Source organism: Paraburkholderia sp. BL21I4N1, from assembly GCF_002973525.1.
GTDB lineage: Bacteria > Pseudomonadota > Gammaproteobacteria > Burkholderiales > Burkholderiaceae > Paraburkholderia.
The window spans coordinates 165900-192302 of the sequence record NZ_PVEN01000001.1; the positions used below are offsets into that span (position 1 = coordinate 165900).

A 26403-nucleotide genomic window follows, 5' to 3' on the forward strand; every position below is an offset into this window, starting at 1 on the left:
AGGAAACCGATGCTAAAGCGTTCCACTACCGCTACGAATCAGCTCTTTAACGGCAACCAGATCTCCAACCCACCCATACCACTAACCGGATCGAATTTCTCGTCGTAGCGCTCGAAATGAGGCGCATCCGCCGGCGTGTGTCCCGACGCCGGCAGCCATTGATTCCAGATCGTATTCATGGTGCGGCGAATCGTCGACACATGCTCGCGATGGCTGAACACCGCATACCGTTGCGCGGGAATCCGCACGCGGCTGAACGTTGCCGGCAAGGCCGAAAAGTCGCTCACCTCGACGCCGCACAGATAGTCGAAATTGCCGGCTTCGTCGGCGTTGTAGCCGACGCCGTAGGCGACGCCGCCCACCTGTCCCGACACCTTGCCGAAGTCGGCGTTGAAGCGCTGCCATTGCGACGGAATCGCGGCGCTGGTGTCGCACGTATAGCGCTCGCTTAAACCGGCGACGAGTAACGGCTCGCCGTCCACAAAGCGCGGCGGCTCCAGATGCGTGAGAGGAGTTTCGTCCATTTTGATCGGCTCCACGAGAGCAAGGTTGTCGAGATGACATCGCGCGCGCAGCGCTTCGGGTGTGAGTCCGAATTGCTCGCGAAACGCACGCGTGAATGCTTCGTGGGAGCCGTAACCGGCATTGATCGCGACCGCCAGAATGTCGGGCGCACCGCCGGCAAGACGCCGCGCGGCCTCGCTCAAACGACGTGCGCGAACGTAGCGCATGACCGACAGCCCGGTGGCCGCTTCGAAAGCACGCGCCATATGAAAGCGCGATACGCAGCCGCAGTCGGCAATGTCGTCGAGCGTCAACTCGTCGGCAAAGTGACTTTCGATAAACCAGAGCGCTTTTCCAACCGGGTCCATATCGGCTCTCACATCAGCATGAGACCAGCTTAGCCAATGGCGCACAGACCCATTTGATCGGAATTGCGCTTTTGCAGCCGTTCAGATGAAAGAATTTATGGGTTCTGCGCCGCCGCTTTGCTCTGCGCGACGGATGAGCGCGCTGACGGTGTGGCATCGTGTTCCTGCGTTGCGCTCACGGCCGCTTGCTGACCCGGACGCAGCAGCAACCCGCCCAACACGCCCGCCGACGCCGCGAAAATCGCGCCGACCAGAAACGCGAGGTGATAGCCGCTATTGAGCGCCGCCACGGCGCCTTGCGACGCTTGCATCGCGTCGCTGCGCGCGGCGGCGAGGCTCGCCAGCACCGCGAGACCAAGCGCGCCGCCCATCATGAACGACGTATTGACGATACCGGAAGCGAGACCCGAGTCGCTCGGATCGACGTCGCTCATGGCGGCCAGCAGCATGGGATTGAACGCGATGCCGGCACCGAAGCCGAGCAGGATCATGCCCGGCATCACGTCGATCACGAAGCTGCCGCCCACCGGTGCGCGCGCGAACAACGCGAGGCCGCACGCGGCGACCAGCAGGCCGACCGCAAGCGGAATACGCAGGCCGAAACGCATCACCACCCGCGCCGACAAACCCAGCGAAAAGAAGCCCATGATCAAGTTGGCGGGCAGAAACGCGAGCCCGACCTGCAGCGGCCGATAACCGAGCACACGTTGCAGATACAGCGCCGAGATGAAGAACCACGCGAACATCGCGGCGGCCCACAACACGCCGACCCCATTCGCGGTCGCGACATTGCGCAAGCGGAATAGTGCGAGCGGCATCAACGGATGCGGGACGCGCGCTTCGATGACGAGGAATACGGCGAGCAACGCCAGCGCCGCGAACAGCAAGCCAAGCGTTTGCAGGGAGGTCCAACCCGCTTCGTTGCCGTTCACCACGGCATAGACGGCGAGCATCAGCGACGCCGTGACCGACACCGCGCCCGCCACGTCGAGCCGTTCGCCGTGAGCATGACCGCGCGCGGACGGCAGCAGCGCGACACACAGCGCGTAAACGGCAATGCCGATAGGCAGATTGACGAGAAAGATCCAGTGCCAACTAAGCAGATTGGTCAGCAGGCCGCCGAGCAATACGCCGATGCTGCCGCCGCCCGCGCATACGAAGCCGTACACGCCCATGGCTTTGGCGCGCTCGCCGGGTTCGGTGAACAGATTCATGATGAGCGACAGCGACACCGCGGACACGATCGCGCCACCCAAACCCTGCACGGCACGCGCGCAGACCAGCAGCCCTTGCGAGTTCGCCATGCCGCAAGCGAGCGACGCCAGCGTGAACAGCGTAATGCCGCCGAGAAACAGCCTGCGATGGCCGTACAGATCGCCGAGCCGCCCGCCGAGCAGCAGGCAGCCGCCGAAGGTCAGCATGTACGCATTGACCACCCAGACGAGCGACGTTTCGGTAAAGCCGAGATCTGCCGCGATGGACGGCAACGCGACGTTCACGATCGTGGTGTCGAGCACAATCATCAACACGCCGAGGCATAGAACGATCAGCGCCAGCCAGCGTTGCCTGCCGTGGAGGGAATGGGGCATGCGGGGAGCTCCTGTGCCGCTGCCGACCGACTTCCTGGGGGATGCACCCCGCCGGTTCGCGCGGATAACGGATCGGCCGCCGTTCAGCGCAAGAAACGCCGGCAACCCGTTGATGACAATAGGAATTTCAGTTTAGCACCCGGCACTTTCGCGTCACAACTACGAGTTTCTGGGTGCTGCGCCGATCAGTCGCCGCCGACGATTTCGTATTTGCCGCCGCGCTCCAGCGCACGCTGATAAGCCGGTCGCGCGTGAATGCGCTTCAGGAAGCCGGCAATCGCGGGAATCTGCCCTTCCATGCCGCCGCGCGCGGTGGCGGCTTCGAGCGGGAAGCTCATCTGCACGTCGGCGGCGGTGAAGTCGTTGCCGACGAACCAGCCGGTCGCGCTCAATTCCTTATCGATGTAGCCGAGATGCAACTTCAACTGCGGGTCGATAAAGGTCGATTGCAGCGTCGCGGCAATCTTGCGGGCAATCGGCTTCGCGAAGAACGGCATCGGTGCGCCGGCAATGCGCAGCGCCACCAGTTTCAGCAGCAGCGGCGGCATGACCGAGCCTTCCGCGTAGTGCAGCCAGTACGTGTAGCGCAGATGCTCGGGCGTGCCCGGCGCCGGCGCAAAGCGGCCCTGGCCGTATTTGCCGATCAGATATTCGATGATGGCGCCCGATTCGGCGATGGTCTGGCCGTCGTCGGTAATAACGGGCGATTTGCCGAGCGGATGCACCGCGCGTAATTCCGGCGGTGCCAGCATGGTTTTCGGGTCGCGCTGGTAACGCTTGATCTCGTACGGAACGCCGAGTTCTTCGAGCAGCCACAACACGCGTTGCGAACGGGAGTTGTTCAGATGATGGACAGTCAGCATGGGTCGAGGACGGTAGCCAGTGGAGTGTCACATCATAGGGGCGTTACGCAGAGGCGGGGCTCTAGTTACGTCTCCGGGTTCGACTTAGGCCATGGACCGCAGCTCGAAACGTTTGAGCTTGCCGGTTTCGGTGCGCGGCAGCGCGCCGACGAAGCTGATCACGCGCGGGTATTTATACGGTGCCATGCTGTTTTTCACGAAATCCTGCAGCAGGGCGATCATTTGGGCGTCCGGCTCGTAACCGGGATTGAGCACCACGAACGCCTTGACGATTTGCCCGCGCGTGTCGTCGGGCACGCCGATCACGCCGCATTCGGCGACCGCTTCGTGTTGCAACAGCACGCTCTCCACTTCGGGACCGGAGATGTTGTAACCGGCGGAAACGATCATGTCGTCGGCGCGCGCCTGGTAGAACACGTAGCCGTCTTCGTCGAGATAGACCGAATCGCCCGGCAGATTCCAGCCGTCGCGCACGAACTTCTGTTGCCGCTCGTCGGCGAGATAGCGGCAGCCGGTTGGGCCGCGCACCGCGAGTTTGCCGATCGTGCCAGGCGCGACCGGGTGCATGTCGTCGTCGACAGCTTGCACGACGTAACCCGGCACCGCGCGGCCGATCGCGTGCGGGCGGATCGTGTCGCCCTGCGCGGAAATGAAAATGTGGATCAGCTCGGTGCCGCCAATGCCGTCGATCATGTCGATGCCGGTCGCGTCGTGCCACAAACGCCGCGTCGAATCAGGCAAGGCCTCGCCCGCCGAGACAGTTTTCTTCAACGTCGATAGGTCGTGATGCGCGACGAGCGGCGCCATCTGCCGGTAGAACGTCGGCGCGGTGAACATCACGGTCGCGTGAAAACGTTCGACGGTTTGCAGCAACGTTTCCGGCGTCAGTTTTTCGATCAGCACCGTGGAGGCACCCGCGCGCAGCGGAAAGCACAACAACCCGCCCAACCCGAACGTGAACGCGAGCGGCGGCGTGCCGCAGAAGATATCGCTCGACGTCGGCTTCAGCACGTGACGCGGAAACAGATCGCACATAGCCACGACGTCGCGATGAAAGTGCATGCAGCCCTTCGGCGCGCCGGTCGTGCCGCTCGTGAAGGCGATCAGGCAGACGTCGTCGGCGGCGGTATCGCAGGCGGCGAAATCGTCGGGCTTGTTGATGGCCAGCGTATCGAGCGAATCGGCGGCGTCGTCGTGAAAGAGGCGCGTTTGCTTCAGGCCCGCGCAGTAGAACTCGTCGTGAGGATCGGTGCAGCGCGCCAGTTCCTCGGTCAGGCGCGCGTCGCACAACGCCGCGCCGACCTGCGCTTTCTCGATGATCTGCTTCAGTTCCTTGGCGCGCAGCAGCGGCATGGTCGGCACCACGACCAACCCGGCTTTCAGCGCCGCGAGCGCGGTGATTGCCATATGCAACGTGTTGGGGCCGCGCAGCAGTACCCGGTTGCCCGGCTGCAATCCCATTTCATCGACCAGCACGTGAGCGCTGCGATTCACCAGCGCGAGCAATTCGCCGTACGTGGTGGCGTGCGGCTTGCCGTCCTCTTCCGACCAGATCGCCGGATGATCCGCGTGGCCCGCTTCGATACTTCTGTCGAGCAGCTCCGTCGCGCAGTTCAGCCGCGCAGGGTAGGCCACGTCCGGGTTGTCCAGCAGAAAGACAGGCCATTGATCCTGCGGCGGAAGATTGTCGCGCGCGAAGGTATCGACGTGTGCTGACGGTTCCATCATGGTCTCCGGGGCGGTGTGCCGGCTGAATGCGCTGCGGTGGGCTTGGTGGGCTTTCTCGTGCTGCGTTTGCGTGTTGTTGCGTGCTGCTTGCGTGTTGCTTGCGTATGCGGCGTACGGCGTTACCGCGGAATCACCGCGGTCGCTTCGATTTCGACCTTGGCTTCGTCTTCGATCAGCGCGACGACCTGCACCGCGCTCATCGCGATGTCGTAGTCGCCGATCAACTCGCGAAACGCGCGGCCAATGTCCTTCAGTGCCGCGAGGTATTCGCGTTTGTCCGTGACGTACCACGTCATTCGCACCAGATGCTCCGGTGTACCGCCCGCTTCGTGCAGTACGGCCATGACGTTCTTGAGCGCCTGGATGGCTTGGGCGGCGAAGTCGCTGGTCTGGAAGCGCGCCTGTTCGTCCCAGCCGATCTGGCCGGCGATGAACACTTGTGTGCCGGTGGCCGCGACGCCGTTCGCGTAGCCGCGCGGTTTGATCCAGCCGGCGGGGAGAAGAGCTTTTTTCATGAGCGATGCGCCTCGATGGAGTCGGGCTGAGGGGCGAACGCCGCGAGCGCGCTCGCGATGTCCGGGGGAATGTCGATAGAGACGCCGCGTTCGAGCGACGTCGTCACCAGCACCTGTTTCGCGCGGAAACGGGTCTCGCCGTTGCAATGGCCAACAATCTCGATGGAGATGGAACGCCGGCCGATTGCCGCCACGTTGAGCGTTAGCGTGATCGTTTCGCCCATCTGACTCGGCCGCGAAAACTCGCAGTCGAGCTTGACGATCGGCAGGCCGACGCGGCGCTGACTAATCATCGTTGCGTAGTCGACGTGCAGGCCTTCGTTGAACCAGTCCTCGACCAGCGCGTTGGTCATCACCAGATACTGCGGAAAGAACACGATGCCCGCCGGGTCGCAGTGCGAGAAGCGGATACGCACGGGCCTTTCGAAAGACGCGTTCATTTCGTATCACCCCGGGCGGCATCGGCGGCGCGCGCCTTCAACAGATCGCGGCCGATGATCAACTGCTGCACCTCGGTCGCGCCTTCGTAAATGCGCAGCGCGCGAATCTCGCGATACAGCATCTCGACCGCGGTGCCGCGCTGCACGCCCATGCCGCCGAAAAGTTGCACGGCCGCGTCGATCACCTGCTGCGCGCCTTCGCTGGCCTGCCACTTCGCCATGGCGGCTTCGCGCGTGACGTTGGCGCCCTGATCGCGCAACCAGGCGGCGCGGTAGACGAGCAGCGCGCTGCTGTCGATCGTCAATGCCATCTGTGCAAGCTTGGCTTGCGTCAGTTGAAAATCGCCGAGCGTCTGCCCGAACATTTTGCGCGACGCAGCGCGCGCAAGACCTTCCGCCATGGCATGACGCGCGAATCCCAGCGACGCGGCCGCCACCGACGTGCGGAAAATATCCAGCGTGCGCATTGCAAGTTTGAAACCCTCGCCCGGCGCGCCGAGCATCTGGCTGCGCGGCACGCGTGCGCCCGCGAAATGCAGGCGCGCGAGCGGATGCGGTGCGATCACGTCGATCCGTTCGGCGATCTCGAGCCCAGGTGTATCCGCGTCGACGATAAACGCGGTGATGCCGCGTGCGCCCGGCGCTTCGCCGGTTCTCGCGAACACCACGTAGAAATCCGCGATGCCGCCGTTCGAGATCCACGTCTTGTCGCCGTCGAGCACGTACGCGTCGCCGTCTTCGCGCGCGGACAGCGACATGGCTGCGACGTCCGATCCGGCCTCAGGCTCCGACAATGCGAACGCGGCGAGCGCCGTGCCGTTGGCAACGCGCGGCAGGTAGCGCGTTTTTTGCTCATGCGTGCCGCCAAGCGAGATGGCGCCCGAACCGAGCCCCTGCATCGCCAACGCGAAGTCGGCCAGGCCGGAATGTTTGGCGAGCGTTTCGCGCAGCAGACAGACGGCGCGTGTGTCGATCGTATCGCCGTGGCCGCCGTAGGCCACGCCGCCCACGCCGTATTTCAGCCAACCGGCCACGCCGAGTTCACGCACCAGACGACGGCAGGTGGCGTCGACGTCGTCGTGCGATTCATGGCCGAGATTCGCCCGGCACCACGCTTCGATACCCGTGGCCAGTTCGCGGTGGCGCGGCTCGAAGAACGGCCACGCCAACGCGCTATGCAGATCCGTATGGTTGTCGGCGCTCAAGTCAGTCTCCCTCGAACACGGGACGCGATTTCGCGGCAAACGCGCTGTACGCGCGCTCGAAGTCGCGCGTGCTCATGCAGATCGCCTGCGCTTGCGCTTCGGATTCGATCGCTTCGTCGATGCTCATGCTCCATTCCTGGTGCAGCATCTTCTTCGTGATGCCGTGCGCGAAAGTCGGGCCGGCGACCAGATCGGCGGCGAGTTTCCGCGCGTCTTCAAGCAGCGCGGCGGGATCGCACAGGCGGTTGTAGAAACCCCATGCGTGACCTTCTTCACCGCTTGCCGAGCGACCCGTGAACAGCAATTCGGCGGCGCGTCCCTGACCGATGATGCGCGGCAGGATCGCGCAAGCGCCCATGTCGCAGCCGGCGAGGCCGACGCGCGAGAACAGAAACGCGAGCTTGCTGCGGGCAGTCCCGAGGCGCATATCGGACGACATCGCGAGAATCGCGCCGGCGCCGGCGCAGACGCCGTCCACGGCGGCGATGACGGGTTGCGGGCAATGGCGCATGGCTTTGACGAGGTCGCCGGTCATGCGCGTAAAGAGCAGCAATTCCGGCATCGGCAGATCGATCAGCGGGGCGATGATGTCGTGTACGTCGCCGCCGGAGCAGAAGTTCTCTCCCGCGCCGTGAATCACCACGGCTTTGACGTCGGTCGCGTAGGTCAATTGACGGAACAGATCGCGCAACTCCGCATACGACTCGAAGGTCAGCGGGTTCTTGCGCTCGGGGCGGTTCAGCGTGATCGTCGCGACCTTGTCGGCGACGTGCCAACCGAAGTGTTGGGCTTCGTAACCGGCGAGCGTCAGGCGGTTGCCGGCCAGCAGCGCGTCGGCGTTGGATCGTGTCATGGGTGTCTCCAGGGGCGGCGGTGCGGGGTCAGTCTTTCAGCGTGTCGAGCAAGTGTTGCTTGAGCTTGCCGAGACGTTGATGGGTCCGCGATTTTTCGTCGAGGCTCAGGCCGCCGAACAGTTCGACCACCCACTGTTCGTGCGCGACCGCCATCCGGTCGAATGCCTTGCGGCCGGCGGGCGTCAGGCACACGCTGATCGAACGGCGATCGTTCGGATCGTTGTCGCGCGAAACGAGGCCCTCTTTTTCGAGCTGGTCCGTAATGCCGGTGACGTTGCCACCCGTCACCATCAAACGGCGCGACAACTCTGTCATCTTCAGGCCTTCGGGATGACGTTCGAGTTGCGCCATCAGATCGAAACGGGGCAACGTTGTGTCGAATTCGTTACGCAAGCGCTTGCGTAGTTCGGCCTGCACGAGATTGGTGGTGGTCAGCATGCGCAGCCACAAACGCAGACCCATGTGGCTATCGGCGCCCGTGCTCATTTCGAGGTCCACGACGTTCTCCGCGGGTTTGGCGACGCCTTTGCGCGGCGGTTTCGACTCGCTGGCCGCCGTTTTCTTGAGGTTCGTTGACTTGGTCACATGACTTCTCCACCGGAGATGGAAAGGGATTGCCCCGTGATTGCGTCCGAACCGGGCTGGCACAGCCAGAGCACGGCGTCGGCGACTTGTTGCGGACTCACGAAGCGGCGTTGTGGATTCGAGCGCAGCAAGGTGTCGCGCGCCTGTTGTTCGGTGCGCGAGGTCTTGCTGGTGATCTGTTCGAGCGATGCGTGCAGCAGTTCGGTTTCCGTGTAGCCGGGGCAGACGGCGTTGACGGTGATGCCTCTGGTCGCGACTTCGAGCGCGAGCGAGCGGGTCAGGCCGATCACGCCGTGTTTCGCGGCGCAGTAGGCGGCCACGTACGCGTAACCGATTTGTCCTGCCGTACTGGCGACGTTGACGATCCGCCCGCGACCACGTTCGAGCATGCCGGGCAACACGGCGCGCGTGCCGAGGAAAACGCCGGTGAGGTTCACGTCGAGCATGCGCTGCCATAGGGCCGTGTCGGTGTGCGTGAACGGCGCGGCCTGTGCCTGACCGGCGTTGTTGACGAGAATGTCCACTGCGCCCGCTTGGGCGAATGCATTCGCGACGGACTCTTCCTGCGTGACATCCACGCAGATGCAGGCCACGTCACCGAGCTCTTCGCATTGTTCCCGCTGCGCCGCCAGTCGTTCCGCGTTGCGGCCCATCAGCGTGACGCGCGCGCCCGCGCGCAGCAGCGTTTGCGCCACGGCCGCGCCGATACCGCTGCCGCCGCCGGTCACCACCGCATGGTGTCCGGCGAGCGTTGTGGAGTGGGACGTGGCTGTATTCACGTGATGCCCTCCGCGCGTTGCGCGCGTTCTTGCGGCGAGAGACCGGCGTTCGCGGCGGCTTGAGCGCGCTCGCGTTCCAGATTGCGTTCGAGTTGGGACTTTGCTGCCGTGTAGGGTTTGGGCCACATCACATCGAAATAACCTATTTTTGCGGCCTCATTCAGTGTCCACGCCGGATTCGCCAGATGCGGGCGCGCTATCGCGCACAAATCCGCACGGCCCGCCGCGATGATGCTGTTGACGTGATCCGCTTCGGAGATCGCGCCGACCGCGATCGTTGCGATGCCGGCTTCGTTACGCACGCGGTCGGCGAATGGCGTCTGGAACATGCGGCCGTAGACCGGCTTTTCCGCTTTGCTGACCTGACCCGACGACACGTCGATCATGTCGGCGCCGGCGGCTTTGAACGCGCGTGCGATTTGCACGGCGTCGTTGGGTGTCGTGCCGCCTTCGACCCAATCGTTCGCGGAAATCCGCACGGAAATCGGCTTGTCTTGCGGCCACACCGCGCGGATCGCTTTAAAGATTTGCAGCGGATAACGCAGCCGGTTTTCAAGCGAGCCGCCGTATTCGTCGGTACGCTGATTGGTTAGCGGCGACAGGAAGCTCGACAGGAAATAGCCGTGTGCGCAGTGCAATTCGAGCCAGTCGAAACCAGCCTCTGCGGACATTCGGGTCGCGCGAACGAATTGCGCTTCGATCTCGCGCAACTCCTCGGGCGTGGCTTCGTGCGAATGCTGACTGACGCCCGGCAGATACTGCTGCGGCGACGCCGAGACGAGCGGCCAGTTGCCGTCGGCGAGCGGTTGATCGATGCCTTCCCACGCCACGCGTGTCGAGCCTTTCGCGCCGGAATGGCCGAGCTGAATGCCGATCTTCGCGTCCGACTGGCCATGCACGAGATCGACGATGCGCTTCCATGCGTTCAGATGTTCGGGCGTATACATGCCGGGGCAAGCGGGCGTGATGCGCGCTTCGGGCGACACGCAGGTCATTTCCGTCATGACGAGCGCGGCGCCGCCCATGGCGCGCGCGCCGAGGTGCATCAGGTGATAGTCGCCGGCAATGCCGTCGACGGCCGAGTATTGCGCCATCGGTGACACCACCACGCGGTTTTTCAGCGTCACGCCGCGCAGCGTGAAGGGCGTAAACATCGGTGGAACGGAATGTTTTTCGGGCGCGCGTTGTACGCCCGAACGCTCGGCAAGCCAGTCTTCGAATCCCGACAGATACGCCGCGTCGCGTTCACGCAGGTTCTCGTGCGAGATGCGTTGCGAGCGCGTGAGCAGCGAATACGCGAACTGTTCGGGCTCGAACGCCGTGTAACGGTCGACGTGCTCGAACCACTCGGTCGAATTGCGCGCGGCGTTCTGAATCCGCAGGACGTCGATGCTGCGTACGTCGGTGTAGTGCTGCAACGCGGCGGGCAGGTCACCCGGATGCGCGCCGATGCTGTTGGCGAGTTCGATCGAATCTTCGAGCGCGAGTTTGGTACCCGAGCCGATCGAGAAGTGCGCGGTGTGCGCGGCGTCGCCCATCAGCACGACCGGCGTTTGCGAGCCGTCTGGGTTGTGGCGCCAGTGAACCCATTCTTCGTTGACGACGCGCGGAAAGCGGATCCATTGCGACGAGCCGCGCAAATGCGAGGCGTTCGACAGCAGTGGATTGCCGTCCAGGTACTTGGCGAACAGCTTCTCGCAGAAGGCGATGCTGTCTTCCTTACTCATTTCGTCGAGGCCGGCGGCGCGCCACACGCGCTCCGGCGCTTCGACGATGAACGTGGAGGTCTGATCGTCAAAGCGATATGCGTGGGCCTGGAACCAGCCGAATTCGGTTTCTTCGAACGCGAAGGTGAAGGCGTCGAACAGTTTTTGGGTGCCGAGCCAGACGAAGCGGCAATCGCGCATGTCGATGGCGGGCCGATACGTGGCCGCGTACTGTTGACGGACCGCGCTGTTGGCGCCGTCGCAGGCGACGATCAGGTCGGCTTCGTAGACGGTGTCGTCGGTGACCTGGGTTTCGAACACCAGTTTGACGCCGAGCGCCTCGCAGCGCGCCTGCAGGATATTCAACAGACGCTTACGGCCGATGCCGCAGAAGCCGTGGCCCGACGAGCGGATCTGCTCGCCGCGGAAGTTGATCTCGATGTCGTCCCAGTGGTTGAACGCCTCGAGGATCGCGTCGGCGCTAGGCGCGTCTGCCGCACGCAGATTGCCGAGCGTCTGGTCGGAGAACACGACACCCCAGCCGAAGGTGTCGTACGGGCGGTTGCGCTCCACGACGGTGACTTCGTAGGCCGGGTTCCTGCCCTTCATCAACAGGCCGAAGTACAACCCGGCCGGGCCGCCGCCGATGCAGACGATGCGCATGCTTGTTCTCCAAGGTGGATTCCGCTTGGAGATAATTTAGGCTTAGATATTTTAGATGTCAAGTAAATGTGGGGGGTGAACGGTCGGAATCTGGCGAAGTCGGTGACGGCGGGCCGTCAGCGTCTGCTGGGAATGAGTCTGCTGCCCGGCAAAAATGAAAGTGTCCCTCGCCCTCGTCATGGAGGCTTCCCTGACGGGGAGTGCCGAAACGGTCAAAGCCTTCTCAGATATGGCTAGAGACGCATTTATTCGGTTGCGCACGACACCCAGCCTGGGACAAATCAACCCGCTAAGAAAGGCTCGTTCACAACCGCGCCACAGCCGCCGCCGCACCCCCATTCCCCACCTCCCGATACTCCCCCATCCACCTCTCCCGCTTCTCCTTCGCCGCCTGCATCTTCCTTTCCTTCACATGCCCGAACCCGCTGATCTCTTCGGGCAGTTTCGCCAGCTTCATTGCCAGGTCGAACCGCTCGTTGTCCAGCGTCGTCGAAAACGCTTCGACCATCGCGATGTACTGCTCGATCAACGCGCGTTCGCTTCGGCGTTCTTCCGTCTTACCGAACAGATCGAACGCACCACCGCGCAAGAACTTGAATTTCGCCAGCAAACGAAACGCCGAGTACATCCACGGACCGAAACGCTGCTTCTTCAGATGCCCGTGCTCGTCGCGTTTCGCCAGCAACGGCGGCGCAAGATAAAACGATAGTGTGTAGTCGCGGCCAGGCTCGCCTTCGAACTGCTCGCGGAGTTTGTCCAGGTACGCCGGATCGGCATAAAGACGCGCGACCTCGTACTCGTCCTTATAGGCCATCAATTTCGCGAGATTACGCGCAACGACCGGCGTAAGCCGAAGTCGCGCACCAGCGGCCAGTGTCGTTTCCGTCGCACGAATCAATGCCACCGTCGTCGCATAACGCGCCGCGTAACGTTCGTTCTGATAGAGACGCAATCGCGCGGTCTGATTCTCGATCACGCGGTCCAGCGTTTCCGGCATTTGCACGACAATCGCCTGTTGCCGGTTGGCGTGAGGCATGTACGCATGCGCGCCCGCTTCGCCATGTTGTGCGATATAGCGGCCCCATTCGAAGGCCAGCAGGTTCTTCTCGACCGCAACCGCGTTGAGTTCGAAAGCACGATGGAGGCTCTCATAACCGACCGGCAGCCAGCCGCGCTGCCAGACAAAACCCAGCAGCAACGGATTCGAATACAGCGTGTCGCCCAGCAAGCTCAACGCGAGGCGGTTCGCGTCGATGAAATCGCAGTCGTCGCCAATTGCGCCGCGCAGATCATCGCGCGTCTGATCGGCAGGGAACTGCCACTGCGGATCGCGCACGAACTCCGCGGTCGGTGTGGCGCCGTTGTTGATCGCGGCTTTCGTGACGCCACGCTGGGTACGGGCGAGCACATCCGGGGACGCAGAAACGATCGCGTCGCAGCCGATGATCAGCCGCGCCTCGCCGGTCGCGATTCGCGTTGCGTGCAACTGGTCGGGCGTCGCCGCGATCTGCACGTGGCTGAGCACGGCACCGCCTTTCTGCGCCAGCCCCGTCATGTCGAGCACGCTAACGCCTTTGCTTTCGAGGTGCGCAGCCATACCGAGCAGGCCGCCCATCGTCACCACACCGGTCCCACCGACACCCGTTACCAGCACGCCGTAGGGTTTGGCAAGCGGCAGCGCGACAGGGCGCGGCAGCGCGGAAAAATCGGGCAATTCGCGCTGCGACGAAAGCGGCGCGGGCTTCCTGAGTTGCGCGCCTTCCGCCGTCACGAAGCTCGGACAGAAACCAGTCACGCACGAAAAGTCCTTGTTGCAAGACGACTGGTTGATCTTGCGTTTCGTACCGAGCGGCGTCGCCAACGGTTCGACGGACAGGCAGTTCGACTGCACGGAGCAATCGCCGCAACCCTCGCACACGGCGTCGTTGATGAACGCGCGTTTTGCCGGATCGGGATAGGTGCCGCGTTTGCGCCGCCGGCGTTTTTCGGTCGCGCAGGTCTGGTCGTAGATCAGGATCGTCGTGCCTGAAACCTCGCGCAACTCGCGCTGGAGCCGATCGAGTTCCTCGCGGTGATGCACGGTGACGCCTTCCGGAAGACGCACGCTCGCATCGTATTTCGCGGGATCGTCGGTCACGATCAGGATGCGCTTCGCGCCTTCTGCTGCCACCTGGAACGCGATGCGCGGCACCGTCAGCACGCCGTCCACCGGTTGGCCGCCGGTCATCGCCACGGCATCGTTGTAGAGCAGCTTGTAGGTGACCGTCGCGCTTGCCGCGATCGACGCGCGTATCGCCAGCAAGCCGGAGTGGAAATACGTGCCGTCGCCGAGATTGACGAACACGTGCCGCTCGTTCGTGAAGTGCATCTGGCCCATCCACGCGACGCCTTCTCCGCCCATCTGGCTGAACGTTTCGGTATCGCGGTCCATCCACATCGACATGTAATGGCAGCCGATGCCGGCCAGCGCGCGCGAGCCGGGTGGAACGCGGGTCGACGTATTGTGCGGGCAGCCCGAGCAGAACCACGGCTGCCGCTGCGTTACCGCGCGCGGCGTGGCGGCTTCGCGTTCCTTGGCTTCGATAATCGCGACGCGCGCCTCGATACCAGCGCGCACGTCGTCCGGTAGACTGAAGCGGGCAAGACGCCGCGCGATCGCCTTCGCGATCAACGCAGGGGACAGTTCGCCGTGCGACTGCAACAGCGCCTGACCGCGCGGCACCGACCATTCGCCGCCTTCGTCGTCGCGCTGGTCGAACTTGCCGAACACCTTGGGACGCACGTCGTCGCGCCAGTTGTACAGCTCTTCCTTCAATGCGTATTCGAGGATCTGGCGTTTCTCCTCGACCACGAGAATCTCGTCGAGACCGGTGGCGAAGTCGCGGGCATTCTGCGCGTCGAGCGGCCACACGCAACCCACCTTCAGCAGGCGAATGCCGACGCGGGCACAGGTTGCCTCGTCGAGCGACAGATCGGCCAGCGCCTGGCGCACGTCGAGATACGCCTTGCCCGCCGTCATGATGCCGAGCCGAGGCGTGGGGCTATCGATCACCACGCGATTCAGCTTGTTCGCGCGAACATACGCGAGCGCGGCGTACCACTTGTAGTCGAGCAGACGCGCTTCCTGCGCGAGCGGCGGATCGGGCCAGCGGATGTTGAGTCCGCCTTCGGGCATCTCGAAGTCGTCGGGCAGAACGATCTGCAGACGTTCCGGATCGATCTCGATCGACGCGCTCGATTCCACCACGTCGGTCACGCATTTCATCGCGACCCACAGGCCCGCGTACCGGCTCATCGCCCAGCCATGCAGGCCGTAGTCGAGATACTCCTGCACGGTCGCCGGATACAGCACCGGAATGCCGCTCGCGACGAACATGTGCTCGGACTGATGCGCGACCGACGACGACTTCGCCGCGTGATCGTCGCCCGCCAGAACCAGTACGCCGCCGTGCGGATCGGTGCCGGCCGAGTTCGCGTGCTTGAAGACGTCGCCGGTCCGGTCGACGCCGGGCCCCTTGCCGTACCACATGCCGAACACGCCCTCTACTTTCGCGCCGGGCCAGAGGTTGAGCTGCTGCGTTCCCCAAACGGCAGTCGCGGCGAGATCTTCGTTGAGTCCCGGCTGAAATACGACTTCATGGTCCTGCAAGTGTTTTTTGGCCTTCCAGAGCGCCTGATCGAGTCCGCCTAGCGGCGAGCCGCGATAGCCGGATACGTAGCCCGCCGTATTCAGTCCCGCACGCTGATCGCGTTCCTTCTGCAACATCGGCAGGCGGACCAGCGCCTGCGTTCCGCTCAGATAGACACGGCCTTTGCCGAGCGTGTACTTGTCGTCGAGCGACGCATTGGCGAGGGCATCCCGTAGAGGGGACGATAGCGGGGCGTTCATGCGTGGAGTCTCCAGCGGCTTGATGGGGCGCGACGTACGGCGACGTACGGAATGCGGACCGTGTTGTTCTGGTAATGGCAGTGCGGTTGCCAGGCAGGCGCTCAGTGTTGCGCGCTTAACTCCCGATAACTTCCGCCGTGATAAATCAGCGGCTTACGCCCGGCAATCTGCGCTGTCGAAAAGCGCTGTACGGCGCCAATGAACAAGCGGTGATCGCCGGCTTCGAAACGTGTTTCATTGCGGCACTCGAACCACGCGCAGCAGTTCTCCAGCAAAGGCACGCCACCGAGTCCCGTCGACGTGCGCAGCCCGAGGAACTTGTCCACACCGCTGGTGGCGAAGCGTTGCGCCAGTTCGATCTGATCGGACGCGAGCACGTGCACTGCGTAGTGCTCGGCGCGTTGGAACGCATCGAATCGCGAACTGGTCTGCGACAGGCTCCAGACGATCAGCGGTGGGTCCAGCGAAACGGAGTTGAAGGAGTTGACCGTCAAGCCGATCGCGTTGCCGTCGGCGTTGCGCGCGGTGACGATGGTGATGCCGGTCGCAAAGTGGCCGAGCGCACTGCGCAAGGCGCGCGAGTCCAGCATCGTCGTGGGTCCGGCGTGGTCTACGGCGTCGCATGGAGACATGGTTTGGCGGTGTCCTGGCTGGGGGGAGGGGCGTTATCGGTCGGACAAGGCGCGGTCGGGCACGGCGCGATCGGACACGGCGGGACTCGCGGCGACGGGACTCGCGGCCACGTCCGGCGCGCGCGACGACTTGACCCGGCGCAACGCACTTGCGTTGGCCGCGATCAAGGCCAGCGCCGCGCCGATCGCCGTGACGAGTTGCGCCTGGCGCTGATGCGCGAGGCCGAACACGAGGGCCACCACTACTGCGCCGAGCGACTGGCCGAGCAGACGGCCCATCGACTGCAGGCCGGAGGCGCCGCCGCTGCGTTCGCGCGGCGCGCTGCCCATGATCACGCGGTTATTGGGCGACTGGAACAGCCCGAAACCGAGCCCCCCGATGGCGAGCCGCCACGCAACGTCGAACATCGAAGGATCGCTGCCGAGCCAGTACAGCGAAGCCAGCCCGCAACCGAGGAACACGAGGCCGATGCTGCTGATCCGCTCCGGCGACATGCGATCGGAGAGCCGGCCGGCGATCGGCGCGATCAGCGCGGTCATCAGCGGCCACGGGGTCATGAGCAGACCGGTCTGCGTGGCGGGACGGCCGAGCGTGGTTTCGAAGTAGAAGGGCAGCGCGATGAACGCCATGGTCTGCGCGGCGAACGAGCAGATCGACGTGACCATCGACAGCGAAAACACCGGCATGCGCAACAGGTCGATGGGCAGCAGCGGTTCGCGGAGACGGTTTTCGCGCCACACGAAGACCGCGCCGACCAGCAGACCCGCCGTGACCATCGCGACGCCGCGTGCCGCGCCGCCCGCTTCGCTGAATGCCGCAAGACCGGAGATCAGCAAGCCGAAGGTGATCGCATTGAGGACCGTGCTGAGTTTGTCGAGCCGCTTGCCGGATGCCGGCGTGATGGGCAGCGTGCGCGCGCCGACCACGAGCGCGAGCAAACCGAGCGGCACGTTCACAAGGAACAGCCACTGCCAGTGAGCGACGGAAAGAATCGCCGACGCAACGCTCGGCCCGGCTGCCGACGCCACCGCGACGATCAACGATGCGTAGCCGACGCCGACGCCGAGCTGCGCTTTCGGATAGATAAAGCGCACCAGCGCGATGTTGACGCTCATGATGCCGGCCGCGCCCAGCCCTTGCACCACGCGCGCGGCCGCGAGGACCGGCAGCGTGTGCGCGTTGGCGCATGCGAACGACGCGGCAGTAAACACAGCCAGACCGGACCAGTAGATCCGCTTGTAGCCCATGATGTCGCCGAGACAGGCGAGCGGCAGCAGCGAAACGGTGATCGCCAGCTGGTAGGCGTTGACGACCCAGATCGCCTGCGCGGGCGACACCGCCAGATCTCGGCCGATGGCGGGCAACGCCACGTTGACGATGGAGGTATCCAGCACCGCGATGACGATGGCGATCGCGATGGTGAGAAAAGCAAAGGAACGTTGTGGATTGGGCAGGCCGTCAGTCATGGTGGAAATGAAAAAAACAAAAATACCGATTTAACGATTCGGCGCGACAGTAAGCGGTTATTGCAGGCGCGGCGCGGCGCGTCATGCCGGGCTACCGGGCTGCGGGCCGTCGTAGCCTTCGATAATCACGATATCCGCCGTCGAACAGTCGTCGCGTTTCGCCTTGACGAGGCGATACTCGGCCGACTCGTAGCAGGCAACGGCGGTCGCGTAGTCCTGAAACTCGATCACGACGGTGCGCGAGCGGCTTTCGCCTTCCTTGACGAGTCGCTCGCCGCCACGCACGACGAAGCGGCCGCCGTAGCGGGAGAACACGTTCGCATTGGCGGTGATGTACGACTTGTAGCGCTCGAAGTCATGCACGTCGACGTGACCGATCCAATATCCCTTGGCCATGTCAGACTCCCTCGACGACGACGATGTTGGCGACCGCGCTACCGAGGCGATGTTTCATCGCCGCCTGGTACTCAGGCGAGTAATAGTACGAGCGCGCGTCCGCATACGACTCGAATTCCAGAATCACATTGCGCGTCAGACCATCGCCTTCGAGAATTTCGCAGCGCCCGCCGCGGACCAGCGATCTGGCGCCGTGAAACTTGATTGCCTCCGAAGCGGCGGCAACATAATGCCTGAAGCCTTCCGGATCGGTAACGGTAATGCTGCCGATAATGTAACCCCTGGCCATCGATCTCTCTCCTGGTGCAGTTGCCAGTCACGCCGATCGCGCTGCTGACACGATTTATTCGTTTGAATGCGATTCGATTTGACTATGCATATTGAGTAGTAAAGGCCGGCGGAAAACCGCTGCCGGCCGCCGCTTTACTCGGCGCGCAGTCGATGCATAGCATTGCAGATCAACATGGCCGTCACGATATCAAGTTCGCCGTGCGTCCGGGTGACGATTGGCGATGCGTGGCATCTCGTTTTGACATGTCTGATTTTTTTATCCTCCGTTAGACTTCCCAGCGTCGGAAATCGAGTCTGCGATCTAACGGATTTCCGCTTTGCACATAAAAACAAACGAGGCGATCGACCGTCTCTAATTTTGTTAAGTCCAGGTTAAATACTAAGGGTGACTAATTAACAATTAGAGGATGGCACTCGTCCGTACGAATGCTTTAGCTATTCCGTAATCATCGACGTAATTCTCGGGAATATTAAATGAACGCTGTGCTCTGCGGCATTGGCGGATGCATTCCGCCACGAATCGTCAGCAACGACGAGATCTTCGGCGAAAAGCGGCGCCTGTCGGACTGGATCGAAAGAATGACCGGCATCGTCGAGCGGCGCATGGTGACGGGCGGGCTGTCGACGCGCGATCTGGCGATCGAGGCCGGCACTCGGGCGCTGGCCTCGGCCGGGCATCCGCAGATCGACGCGGTGGTCGTGGCCACGGCCTCGCCCGACCGGATCTGCCCGGCGGTGGCGCCGGAAGTGGCGACTCGCCTCGGCCTCGGCAAGGTGGCGGCCTACGACATCAACTCGGCGTGCAGCGGCTTCGTCTACGGTCTCGCCACGGCGTCCGGCCTGATCGCTTCGGGCATCGCGCGTTACGTGCTGTTCATCGGCGCCGAAGCGTTCTCGACCATGGTCAATCCGAACGACCGTAATACCCGGCCGATTTTCGGCGACGGCGCCGGTGCGGTGGTCCTGCGCGCCGGCCACGCCGACGAAGACGGTGCGTTGGGACCGTTCGATCTGGGCAGCGACGGCGAATGGCCGGACCTGCTGTCGATCGATGCGGGCGGTTCGCGCCAGCGAGCGTCGAACGGACTCGGGCACGGCGAGCTCGCGATCGAAGACTGGTATCTGAAGATGGACGGCACGAAGGTCTACGGGCACGCAGTGGCCCGCATGACGGAATCGGCTCGCAGCGTACTCGGTAAAGCCGGCTGGGGATACGACGACATCGCGTGGTTCGTCGGACACCAGGCCAACGTGCGGATTCTCAACACGATCGGCTACGAGCTGGGTTTTCCGAGCGACAGGATCGCCGTGAACATCGGCCGGGTCGGCAATACGGTCACGGCATCGATTCCGCTCCTGCTGACCGAGTTGGCTGCCGGCGGCAAGCTCGCCGCAAAGGACCGCATTCTGATCAGCGCATTCGGCGCGGGTCTGTCGTGGGGCTCGACCGTGATGACGTGGCCGAAGCTCGACGTGCGAGGCATCGAATGGCCGGAAGCCGAAGTATCCGAAGCACGCGTTTCAACGGCTCAACAAGCCGCATAACCCTCACTAACCGAACAATCCTGATTGGGAGAACAAGTCATGAACGTATCTATCGACTCGCTGGGTAAGGTCATCTCCGAACGCTTCAAGATCGCGCAGGCGCAGATCGTTCCCGAAGCGACGCTGGAGGCGCTCGGTTTCGATTCGCTGTCCACCGTCGATCTGGTGGTGCTGCTGGAGCGCAAGCTAGGTCTGAAGATCAGCGACGCCAAGGTCTACGAAATCGAAAAGATTTCGGACATTCTGGCCGTGGCTAACGGCGCTGCGTGATGGCCCCGTTCCCGGCCGCCGTTACCGGCATCGGTCTCGTGACGCCCGCCGGCATCGGCGTCGCCAATAACTGGCGGCGCGTGCTGTCCGGCGAGTCGACGGCGAGTGTCGATGCGTCTCTCAAGGACCTGCCCGTCGAGATTTCCTGCCGCGTGCCGGAGTTCGCCGACGCGGATCTGGGCGTGTCCACGCCGTGGCAGTGGGACCGTTACGCGCAGTTCGCGCTGCTGGCGACGCGCGAAGCATTGCGCGATGCCGGCCTTGAACCGAAGCAATGGAAGGACAGCAGCCGTGTCGCCGTGATCATCGGTTCGGGCGCGGGCGGCACGATCACGCTGGAAGAGCAGCACGCCATGCTGCTGAGCGAAGGCCCGGACGACGTGTCCGCGCTCACGCTGCCGATGGGTCTGCTGAACATGGCCGCCGGCCAGGTCGCGATCGCGATCGGCGCGCGGGGGCCGTGTTTCGCGCCGTGTTCCGCGTGCGCATCCGGCGCATCGGCGATCGGTCTCGGCAAGGAGTTGTTGCGCAGCGGCGCGGCCGACATCGTGATTGCGGGCGGCACCGAGGCGCCAATCACGCGCTTCTACCTGTCGGCCTTCGCCCGCATGCGGGCGCTGTCGCGCAACACGGACGCACGCACGGCGTCGCGTCCGTTCGATGCCACCCGCGACGGCTTCGTGATCGGCGAAGGCGCCGGCATCGTGGTGCTGGAATCGGAGGAACACGCTCGCAATCGTGGCGCGCGGATTCGTAGCCGGGTGCTCGGCTACGGTGCGTCGGCAGATGCCCACCATCTGACCTCGCCGCATCCCGAGGGCCTCGGCGCGACGCTCGCGATGAAAGCCGCATTGCGCGATGCCGGGCTCGAGCCGTCCGCCGTCGGTTACGTCAACGCGCACGGCACCTCGACGCCGGGCAACGACGTGGTGGAGTCGGGCGCGATTCGCGAACTGTTCGGCGCCCGCGTGCCGGTCAGCTCGACGAAGGGCGTAACCGGCCACCTGCTCGGCGCGGCCGGCGCGATCGAAGCGGTTTTCGCGGCGCTCGCGGCGGAAGAAGGCACGGCGCCGCCCACAGCCAATCTCAAGACCCCCGACCCGAAGATCGATCTGGATCTGATCCAGCAAGCGCCGCGCAAGCTGGACAAGCGGGTGGCCTTGTCCAATTCGTTCGGCTTCGGCGGACAGAACGCGTCGCTCATTTTCGGTGCTTAACAGCGCGCCCGTCGAGTGGACTCGATCTGCGCACTCACCACGAACACAGCTAAGGGACGTTATGTCAACGGTATCAGCTTTGAAAGGGGATCAGGCTTCGCTCACGACGCGTGACGAACTGGTCCGGATCGTCTTCGACGGCAATTACGAGAGCGTGCACGAGGACGTCCGGGACATCCTGTTCGATCCGATCTTCGCGCACCGCTCGAATCTGACGCTCGCCCAGGCAGGCCGGCTGTCGTACGAGCGCGCCCGCGCGTTGCACCGCAAGCTCGAAAAGCCGCTCGACATTCTGCGTAATCCGCTGCGGCTCTACGCATTGGCCGAGTGGTGCGGGCTGCTGGACGTGTCGTGTTTTTCGCTGGTAATGGTGCATTACAACCTGAGCGTGGGGACGGTGTACGACCACGGCCTCGCACGCGACGATATCGCCGACTACCTCGACGACATGAACTCGCTGACTACGTTCAGCCCGTACATGGCCACGGAACTCGGCTACGGCAACAACCTCGCCGCGCTGCGCACCGAAGCCATCTACGATCATGCGACGCAAACCTTCGTGCTGAACACGCCCGACCCGCTCGCGCAGAAGTTCATGTCGTATAGCGGCTTCGTCGATATTCCGAAGATCGCCGTCGTAATGGCACGCCTGAAGGTCGAAGGCGCCGACTGCGGCGTGTTCCCGTTCCTCGTGCGTCTGTCCACGGAAAAGGGCCTGTGCGAAGGCATTCGCGCGGTGTCGTGCCCGGAAAAACCGGTGCAGGGCCTCGACAACGGTCTGACCTGGTTCGACCACGTGCGCATTCCGGCACGCAATATCCTGTTGGGCGACGCCGCCGAGATCACCGCGGACGGCAAGTTCAAGGCCACGATCGCGAATCCGCGCACGCGTTTTCACCGCGCGTTGTCGCGCATCATTCCGGGCCGCCTGTGCGTGTCCAGTGCGGCGACCGCGCTGGGTCGCGCCAGCACGTACATCGCGTTGCGCTACGCGCAGCAGCGTCTGACCAACGCGCCCGGCAACGACGACGTGCCGATCATCGAATTCCGCAGCCATCAGCTGTCGACGTTTACCGCGCTGTCCAAGGCGTACGCGCTGACGCTCTTCGCCAACTACGTGAAGCGCGAGTACGTCGGGCAGATCGAGCGTCCATCGGCGAAGATCCTCAACCTCATCAACATCGTAAAAGCGGTCGCGACGTGGGAGATGGACGGTGTCGTCAACCTGTGCCGCGAACGTTGCGGTGCGCAGGGCATCTTCAGCATCAATCGCATCATCGATTTCGGCACGCTGTTGCCGGGCGTCGTCACCGCCGAGGGCGACAACCAGGTGCTGCTCGCCGCGACGGCCGCGCAGATGCTCGCCCAACCGTGGAGCGAAAGCACGCCGGTGCCGCATGAGCATGCGGGCAGCGATCTGACCGACGGCGCGCGCCTGATCGAACTGCTGCTGTTCCGCGAGCACAAGCTGTGGACGGCGGCGCGCGAGCAGAAAGAGGCGTCGGAAGACAAAGGCTATTTCGGCGCGTGGAACGACGTGATCAACGGCGGCATCGAGATGGCGCGGCTGCACGGCATCCGCCACGCGTTGCAGTGCCTGCACACGGCGGCGGTCGAAGCGGAAAACGAGGAAGTCGGCACGGCGTTGAAGCTGCTGGCGGCACTGTTCGGCCTGGCCGAACTGCAACGCCAGACCGGCTGGTATCTGGCGCACGGCGTGATCAGCAGCGAACAGGTTCTGGCGTTGCCGGCCGTGCTGGACGCGCTGTGTGTCGCGCTGCGCGACCACGTGCCGATGCTGCTCGACGGTTTCGCGCTGACGCCGGAACTGTTGCGCGCCCCGATCGCGTACGACGACTACGCCACCGAGTTCTGCCGCCAGGTCAACGCCGACGCGCAGTAAAGCGAACAGCCCTTCGAACCGAGACTGGAGAGTCAGTAATGGCGGTGCATGTTTACCCGTGTCCCATTCGTTGGGCCGATATGGACGTCTACGGCGTGGTCAACAACGTGTCGATTCTGCGGCTGCTCGAAGAGGCGCGCGTGGATCTGATCTGGCGGCTGGGCGCGCAGAATGGCGATGCGTTTTTCAGCGGCGGCTCGGTGGTCGTGAGTCATTCGATTGTCTACAAGAGCCCGCTGGTGCACCGCCATGTGCCGATCGACATTCATATGTGGGTGTCGGAGATTCGCGCGGCCTCGGTGACGATCGACTACGAGATCAAGGACGACGACACCGTGTACGCGGTCGCGACGACGGCCATGGCGCCGTATAACTACGAGGGCCGTCATCTGCGTCGTATCGATGCGCGGGAAGAGGCGTTTCTCGAGCGCTTCTTCGAAGATCGCCGCGCGATCAAGGTATAGGAGCCGGTCATGCGTTTGCTTCGAGTAGGACAGCCTGGGCACGAATTCCCGTGCGCGATCGGTCCGGACGGCGTGGTTCGCGACGTGTCGGGCTGGGTGGACGACTGGGCCGGGGACAACCTCGATCCCGAGGCGATCGCCCTGCTGAAACGCAAGGTGGCGTGGGAAGGGGACCGCTTGCCCGCCGTCGATCTGAACGGGCGGCGCGTGGGGCCGCCGGTGCGTCCGCAACAGATCATTTCGATCGGTCTGAACTATCGCCGCCATGCCGCCGAAGTCGGCATGGCGGTGCCGGAAGAACCGATCGTGTCGACCAAGGCCTGCAATGCGCTCGCCGGCCCGTACGACGATCTGCTGCTGCCGCCGGGCGGTACGAAGACGGATTGGGAGGTCGAGCTGGGCGTCGTGATCGGCAGACGTGCGCAGTACCTGGCGTCGCCGGCGGATGCGAACCGGTACATCGCCGGCTATTGCACCGCGAACGATATCTCGGAGCGGAGCTGGTTGCTCGAACGCGGCGGCCAGTGGTTCAAGGGTAAGTCGTTTCCGTCGTTCGCGCCGCTCGGCCCGTACCTCGTCACGGCCGACGAGATCGGCGATCCGAATGCGCTGCAACTGAGCTGCCGCGTCAACGGCGAACTCATGCAGAACGACAACACCAGCGACATGGTGTTCGACGTCGCGGCGCTGGTGCATTACCTGAGCCGCTTCATGGTGCTGGAACCCGGCGACGTGATCCTGACCGGCAGTCCGGGCGGCATGGCGATCAGCCGTCCCGACAAGCCGTATCTGAGGCCGGGCGATGTCGTGGAGACGGAGATCGCCGGGCTGGGTGCGCAGCGGCAGCATTGCCGTCCGTACGATATGCCGGCTGCGCGACGCGAGGCGTCGCTCGTCGCCCGTTAAGCGCGTTAAGCGCGATAGGCGATCGCCGCCGGTGTCACCGCGCCGGTAACGCGAATAAACAATCAAGGCGTGAACGAATGAAAAATAATCAAGATTCCGAATCGTCGCATGCACTCGCTTCGCACGCGCCGTCGGCGGGCAAGCGTCCGCTGCCGCCGCTCATGCTGGACGCGCTGGTCGAGCGCTTCGGTGCGCAGGTGTCCACCGCCATGGCGGTTCGCGAGCAACACGGCCGCGACGAGTCGTCGTTCGTCGACGTCACCGCGCCCGACGCGGTCGTGTTTGCCCTGAACACGCAGGACGTGGCCGACGTTCTCAAGTTGGCGTCGTGTTTCGAGGTGCCGGTGATCCCGTTCGGCGCGGGCTCGTCGGTCGAAGGTCATCTGCTGGCGGTGCAGGGCGGCGTCAGCCTCGACGTGAGCGGCATGAACGAGGTGCTCGCCATCGACACCGACGATCTGACGGTGACCGTGCAGCCCGGCGTCACGCGCAAGCAACTGAATCAGGCGCTCAAGGGCACCGGCCTGTTCTTTCCGGTCGACCCGGGCGCGGACGCGTCGATCGGCGGCATGTGCGCGACGCGCGCCAGCGGCACGAACGCGGTCCGCTACGGGACGATGCGCGAAAACGTGCTGGCGTTGCAGGTGGTGACGGCCGCGGGCGAGGTGATCCGCACCGGCACGCGAGCGAAGAAAAGCAGCGCCGGTTACGACCTGACGCGGCTGATGGTCGGCAGCGAAGGCACGCTGGGCGTGATGACGGAAATCACGTTGCGCGTGCATCCGTTGCCGGAAGCCGAATGCGCGGCGGTGTGCTCGTTTCCGTCGATCGAACACGCGGTGCGCACGGCGATCCAGATTGTCCAGGCCGGCATTCCGATCGCGCGGATGGAGCTGATCGACGCGAATAGCGTCCGCATGGTCAACGCGTACAGCGGGCTGCGTTTGCCGGAAGAGCCGATGCTGCTGATGGAGTTCCACGGCACGCAACACGGCGTGACGGAGCAGGCCGAAACCGTCCGCACGATCGCCGATGAATTCGGCGGCGGGTCGTTCGAATGGGCGACCAGTACCGAGGAGCGCTCGCGTTTGTGGAGCGCGCGCCATCACGTGTATTTCGCGGCGATCCAGACCAAGCCCGGTTGCCGGGCGGTCAGCACGGACGCCTGCGTGCCGATCAGCCGTCTCGCGCAATGCCTGCTGGAATCCGTCGAGGAAGCGAATGCCACGGGCCTGCCGTACTTCCTGGTCGGGCATGTCGGCGACGGCAATTTCCACTTCGGATACTTGATCGATCCCGATTCGGCCGACGAGCGCGCGACGGCCGAATCGCTGAACCGCAAGCTGGTCGCGCGCGCGATACGGCTCGACGGCACCTGCACCGGCGAGCATGGGATCGGCATGCACAAGATGGACTTTCTGGTGCAGGAAGCCGGTCTTGGCGCCGTTGAAATGATGCGGGCGATCAAGCGCACGCTGGACCCGAAGAACATCCTGAATCCCGGCAAGGTGCTGCACGGTCACGCACACCACGGCGCCGCATCGGAGGCCGTGGATCGCGTGGATGAATCGCGCGTGCCGCTACCGCTCACTGCCTGAATGCAACACGCGCCGTTTGCTCATGA

General features: G+C 63.9%; 23 protein-coding genes. 7 read left to right on the forward strand and 16 right to left on the reverse strand.

Annotation, left to right across the window (positions count from 1 at the left end):
* Nucleotides 1–38: 38 nt before the first annotated feature.
* The 16 genes from B0G83_RS00770 to B0G83_RS00845 all read right to left on the reverse strand — a co-directional run bounded on the left by B0G83_RS00770 (nucleotide 39) and on the right by B0G83_RS00845 (nucleotide 18472).
* Nucleotides 39–872 (reverse strand): AraC family transcriptional regulator, encoded by an 834-nt coding sequence (locus tag B0G83_RS00770; RefSeq protein ID WP_105505538.1) that lies wholly within the window; start codon nucleotides 870–872, stop codon nucleotides 39–41.
* 95 nt (nucleotides 873–967) lie between these two features.
* Nucleotides 968–2461 carry a DHA2 family efflux MFS transporter permease subunit gene (locus B0G83_RS00775; RefSeq protein WP_105505539.1) on the reverse strand — a complete coding sequence of 498 codons (1494 nt, stop codon included), beginning with the start codon at nucleotides 2459–2461 and terminating at the stop codon, nucleotides 968–970.
* Nucleotides 2462–2646: 185 nt separating this feature from the next.
* Nucleotides 2647–3324 (reverse strand): glutathione S-transferase, encoded by a 678-nt coding sequence (locus B0G83_RS00780; RefSeq protein ID WP_105505540.1) that lies wholly within the window; start codon nucleotides 3322–3324, stop codon nucleotides 2647–2649.
* 84 nt (nucleotides 3325–3408) lie between these two features.
* Complete coding sequence (locus B0G83_RS00785; RefSeq protein ID WP_105505541.1) at nucleotides 3409–5049, reverse strand: AMP-binding protein; 1641 nt, start codon at nucleotides 5047–5049, stop codon at nucleotides 3409–3411.
* 122 nt (nucleotides 5050–5171) lie between these two features.
* Nucleotides 5172–5567: a RidA family protein gene (locus B0G83_RS00790; protein ID WP_105505542.1), complete on the reverse strand. Its 396-nt coding sequence runs from the start codon at nucleotides 5565–5567 to the stop codon at nucleotides 5172–5174.
* Complete coding sequence (locus tag B0G83_RS00795) at nucleotides 5564–6007, reverse strand: thioesterase family protein (protein ID WP_105505543.1); 444 nt, start codon at nucleotides 6005–6007, stop codon at nucleotides 5564–5566. Before B0G83_RS00795 ends, B0G83_RS00790 begins: the two co-directional genes overlap by 4 nt.
* Nucleotides 6004–7212, reverse strand: a complete 1209-nt coding sequence (locus B0G83_RS00800; RefSeq protein ID WP_105505544.1) for an acyl-CoA dehydrogenase family protein — start codon at nucleotides 7210–7212, stop codon at nucleotides 6004–6006. Before B0G83_RS00800 ends, B0G83_RS00795 begins: the two co-directional genes overlap by 4 nt.
* 1 nt (nucleotide 7213) lies before the next feature.
* Complete coding sequence (locus B0G83_RS00805; RefSeq protein WP_105505545.1) at nucleotides 7214–8065, reverse strand: enoyl-CoA hydratase family protein; 852 nt, start codon at nucleotides 8063–8065, stop codon at nucleotides 7214–7216.
* A gap of 28 nt (nucleotides 8066–8093) precedes the next feature.
* Complete coding sequence (locus tag B0G83_RS00810; protein WP_105505546.1) at nucleotides 8094–8651, reverse strand: MarR family winged helix-turn-helix transcriptional regulator; 558 nt, start codon at nucleotides 8649–8651, stop codon at nucleotides 8094–8096.
* Entirely contained in the window at nucleotides 8648–9430 is a 783-nt protein-coding gene (locus tag B0G83_RS00815; protein ID WP_105505547.1) for an SDR family NAD(P)-dependent oxidoreductase, read from the reverse strand. The genes B0G83_RS00810 and B0G83_RS00815 overlap by 4 nt, the downstream gene beginning before the upstream one ends.
* Complete coding sequence (locus tag B0G83_RS00820; RefSeq protein ID WP_105505548.1) at nucleotides 9427–11799, reverse strand: bifunctional salicylyl-CoA 5-hydroxylase/oxidoreductase; 2373 nt, start codon at nucleotides 11797–11799, stop codon at nucleotides 9427–9429. The genes B0G83_RS00815 and B0G83_RS00820 overlap by 4 nt, the downstream gene beginning before the upstream one ends.
* A gap of 304 nt (nucleotides 11800–12103) precedes the next feature.
* Nucleotides 12104–15688, reverse strand: a complete 3585-nt coding sequence (locus B0G83_RS00825; protein WP_105505549.1) for an indolepyruvate ferredoxin oxidoreductase family protein — start codon at nucleotides 15686–15688, stop codon at nucleotides 12104–12106.
* A gap of 101 nt (nucleotides 15689–15789) precedes the next feature.
* The gene (locus B0G83_RS00830; RefSeq protein ID WP_105505550.1) at nucleotides 15790–16278 is read right to left on the reverse strand and encodes a flavin reductase family protein; all 489 of its coding nucleotides are present in this window, start codon (nucleotides 16276–16278) and stop codon (nucleotides 15790–15792) included.
* Between the two features lie 75 nt (nucleotides 16279–16353).
* Nucleotides 16354–17787 (reverse strand): MFS transporter, encoded by a 1434-nt coding sequence (locus tag B0G83_RS00835; RefSeq protein WP_105505551.1) that lies wholly within the window; start codon nucleotides 17785–17787, stop codon nucleotides 16354–16356.
* A gap of 81 nt (nucleotides 17788–17868) precedes the next feature.
* The gene (locus B0G83_RS00840; RefSeq protein WP_105505552.1) at nucleotides 17869–18183 is read right to left on the reverse strand and encodes a DUF1330 domain-containing protein; all 315 of its coding nucleotides are present in this window, start codon (nucleotides 18181–18183) and stop codon (nucleotides 17869–17871) included.
* Between the two features lies 1 nt (nucleotide 18184).
* Nucleotides 18185–18472 (reverse strand): DUF1330 domain-containing protein, encoded by a 288-nt coding sequence (locus B0G83_RS00845; protein WP_105505553.1) that lies wholly within the window; start codon nucleotides 18470–18472, stop codon nucleotides 18185–18187.
* A gap of 476 nt (nucleotides 18473–18948) precedes the next feature.
* Here B0G83_RS00845 and B0G83_RS00850 point away from each other — a divergent pair, with 476 nt between their 5' ends.
* From B0G83_RS00850 to B0G83_RS00880, 7 genes are all read left to right on the forward strand, one after another.
* The gene (locus tag B0G83_RS00850) at nucleotides 18949–20019 is read left to right on the forward strand and encodes a beta-ketoacyl-ACP synthase III (protein ID WP_181156650.1); all 1071 of its coding nucleotides are present in this window, start codon (nucleotides 18949–18951) and stop codon (nucleotides 20017–20019) included.
* Between the two features lie 39 nt (nucleotides 20020–20058).
* On the forward strand, nucleotides 20059–20289 hold the full coding sequence (locus B0G83_RS00855) for an acyl carrier protein (protein ID WP_105505554.1): 231 nt from the start codon (nucleotides 20059–20061) through the stop codon (nucleotides 20287–20289).
* Complete coding sequence (locus B0G83_RS00860; RefSeq protein WP_105505555.1) at nucleotides 20289–21506, forward strand: beta-ketoacyl synthase; 1218 nt, start codon at nucleotides 20289–20291, stop codon at nucleotides 21504–21506. Before B0G83_RS00855 ends, B0G83_RS00860 begins: the two co-directional genes overlap by 1 nt.
* A gap of 79 nt (nucleotides 21507–21585) precedes the next feature.
* A complete protein-coding gene (locus B0G83_RS00865; protein WP_181156651.1) occupies nucleotides 21586–23409 on the forward strand; it encodes an acyl-CoA dehydrogenase in 1824 nt (607 codons plus the stop codon).
* 38 nt (nucleotides 23410–23447) lie between these two features.
* On the forward strand, nucleotides 23448–23873 hold the full coding sequence (locus B0G83_RS00870) for a thioesterase family protein (protein ID WP_105505557.1): 426 nt from the start codon (nucleotides 23448–23450) through the stop codon (nucleotides 23871–23873).
* 9 nt (nucleotides 23874–23882) lie between these two features.
* Nucleotides 23883–24779 carry a fumarylacetoacetate hydrolase family protein gene (locus B0G83_RS00875; RefSeq protein WP_105505558.1) on the forward strand — a complete coding sequence of 299 codons (897 nt, stop codon included), beginning with the start codon at nucleotides 23883–23885 and terminating at the stop codon, nucleotides 24777–24779.
* Nucleotides 24780–24856: 77 nt separating this feature from the next.
* Nucleotides 24857–26377, forward strand: coding sequence for an FAD-binding oxidoreductase (locus B0G83_RS00880; RefSeq protein WP_105505559.1), 1521 nt, complete (start codon nucleotides 24857–24859; stop codon nucleotides 26375–26377).
* The last annotated feature ends 26 nt before the right edge of the window (nucleotides 26378–26403 follow it).

Excerpts from the sequence above, each read along its gene's own strand:
- B0G83_RS00770 (WP_105505538.1), bottom strand. The coding sequence starts at position 872 with ATGGACCCGGTTGGAAAAGCGCTCTGGTTTATCGAAAGTCACTTTGCC.
- B0G83_RS00775 (WP_105505539.1), bottom strand. The coding sequence starts at position 2,461 with ATGCCCCATTCCCTCCACGGCAGGCAACGCTGGCTGGCGCTGATCGTT.
- B0G83_RS00780 (WP_105505540.1), bottom strand. The coding sequence starts at position 3,324 with ATGCTGACTGTCCATCATCTGAACAACTCCCGTTCGCAACGCGTGTTG.
- B0G83_RS00785 (WP_105505541.1), bottom strand. The coding sequence starts at position 5,049 with ATGGAACCGTCAGCACACGTCGATACCTTCGCGCGCGACAATCTTCCG.
- B0G83_RS00790 (WP_105505542.1), bottom strand. The coding sequence starts at position 5,567 with ATGAAAAAAGCTCTTCTCCCCGCCGGCTGGATCAAACCGCGCGGCTAC.
- B0G83_RS00795 (WP_105505543.1), bottom strand. The coding sequence starts at position 6,007 with ATGAACGCGTCTTTCGAAAGGCCCGTGCGTATCCGCTTCTCGCACTGC.
- B0G83_RS00805 (WP_105505545.1), bottom strand. The coding sequence starts at position 8,065 with ATGACACGATCCAACGCCGACGCGCTGCTGGCCGGCAACCGCCTGACG.
- B0G83_RS00820 (WP_105505548.1), bottom strand. The coding sequence starts at position 11,799 with ATGCGCATCGTCTGCATCGGCGGCGGCCCGGCCGGGTTGTACTTCGGC.
- B0G83_RS00825 (WP_105505549.1), bottom strand. The coding sequence starts at position 15,688 with ATGAACGCCCCGCTATCGTCCCCTCTACGGGATGCCCTCGCCAATGCG.
- B0G83_RS00830 (WP_105505550.1), bottom strand. The coding sequence starts at position 16,278 with ATGCTGGACTCGCGCGCCTTGCGCAGTGCGCTCGGCCACTTTGCGACC.
- B0G83_RS00835 (WP_105505551.1), bottom strand. The coding sequence starts at position 17,787 with ATGACTGACGGCCTGCCCAATCCACAACGTTCCTTTGCTTTTCTCACC.
- B0G83_RS00840 (WP_105505552.1), bottom strand. The coding sequence starts at position 18,183 with ATGGCCAAGGGATATTGGATCGGTCACGTCGACGTGCATGACTTCGAG.
- B0G83_RS00845 (WP_105505553.1), bottom strand. The coding sequence starts at position 18,472 with ATGGCCAGGGGTTACATTATCGGCAGCATTACCGTTACCGATCCGGAA.
- B0G83_RS00850 (WP_181156650.1), top strand. The coding sequence starts at position 18,949 with ATGAACGCTGTGCTCTGCGGCATTGGCGGATGCATTCCGCCACGAATC.
- B0G83_RS00855 (WP_105505554.1), top strand. The coding sequence starts at position 20,059 with ATGAACGTATCTATCGACTCGCTGGGTAAGGTCATCTCCGAACGCTTC.
- B0G83_RS00860 (WP_105505555.1), top strand. The coding sequence starts at position 20,289 with ATGGCCCCGTTCCCGGCCGCCGTTACCGGCATCGGTCTCGTGACGCCC.
- B0G83_RS00870 (WP_105505557.1), top strand. The coding sequence starts at position 23,448 with ATGGCGGTGCATGTTTACCCGTGTCCCATTCGTTGGGCCGATATGGAC.
- B0G83_RS00875 (WP_105505558.1), top strand. The coding sequence starts at position 23,883 with ATGCGTTTGCTTCGAGTAGGACAGCCTGGGCACGAATTCCCGTGCGCG.
- B0G83_RS00880 (WP_105505559.1), top strand. The coding sequence starts at position 24,857 with ATGAAAAATAATCAAGATTCCGAATCGTCGCATGCACTCGCTTCGCAC.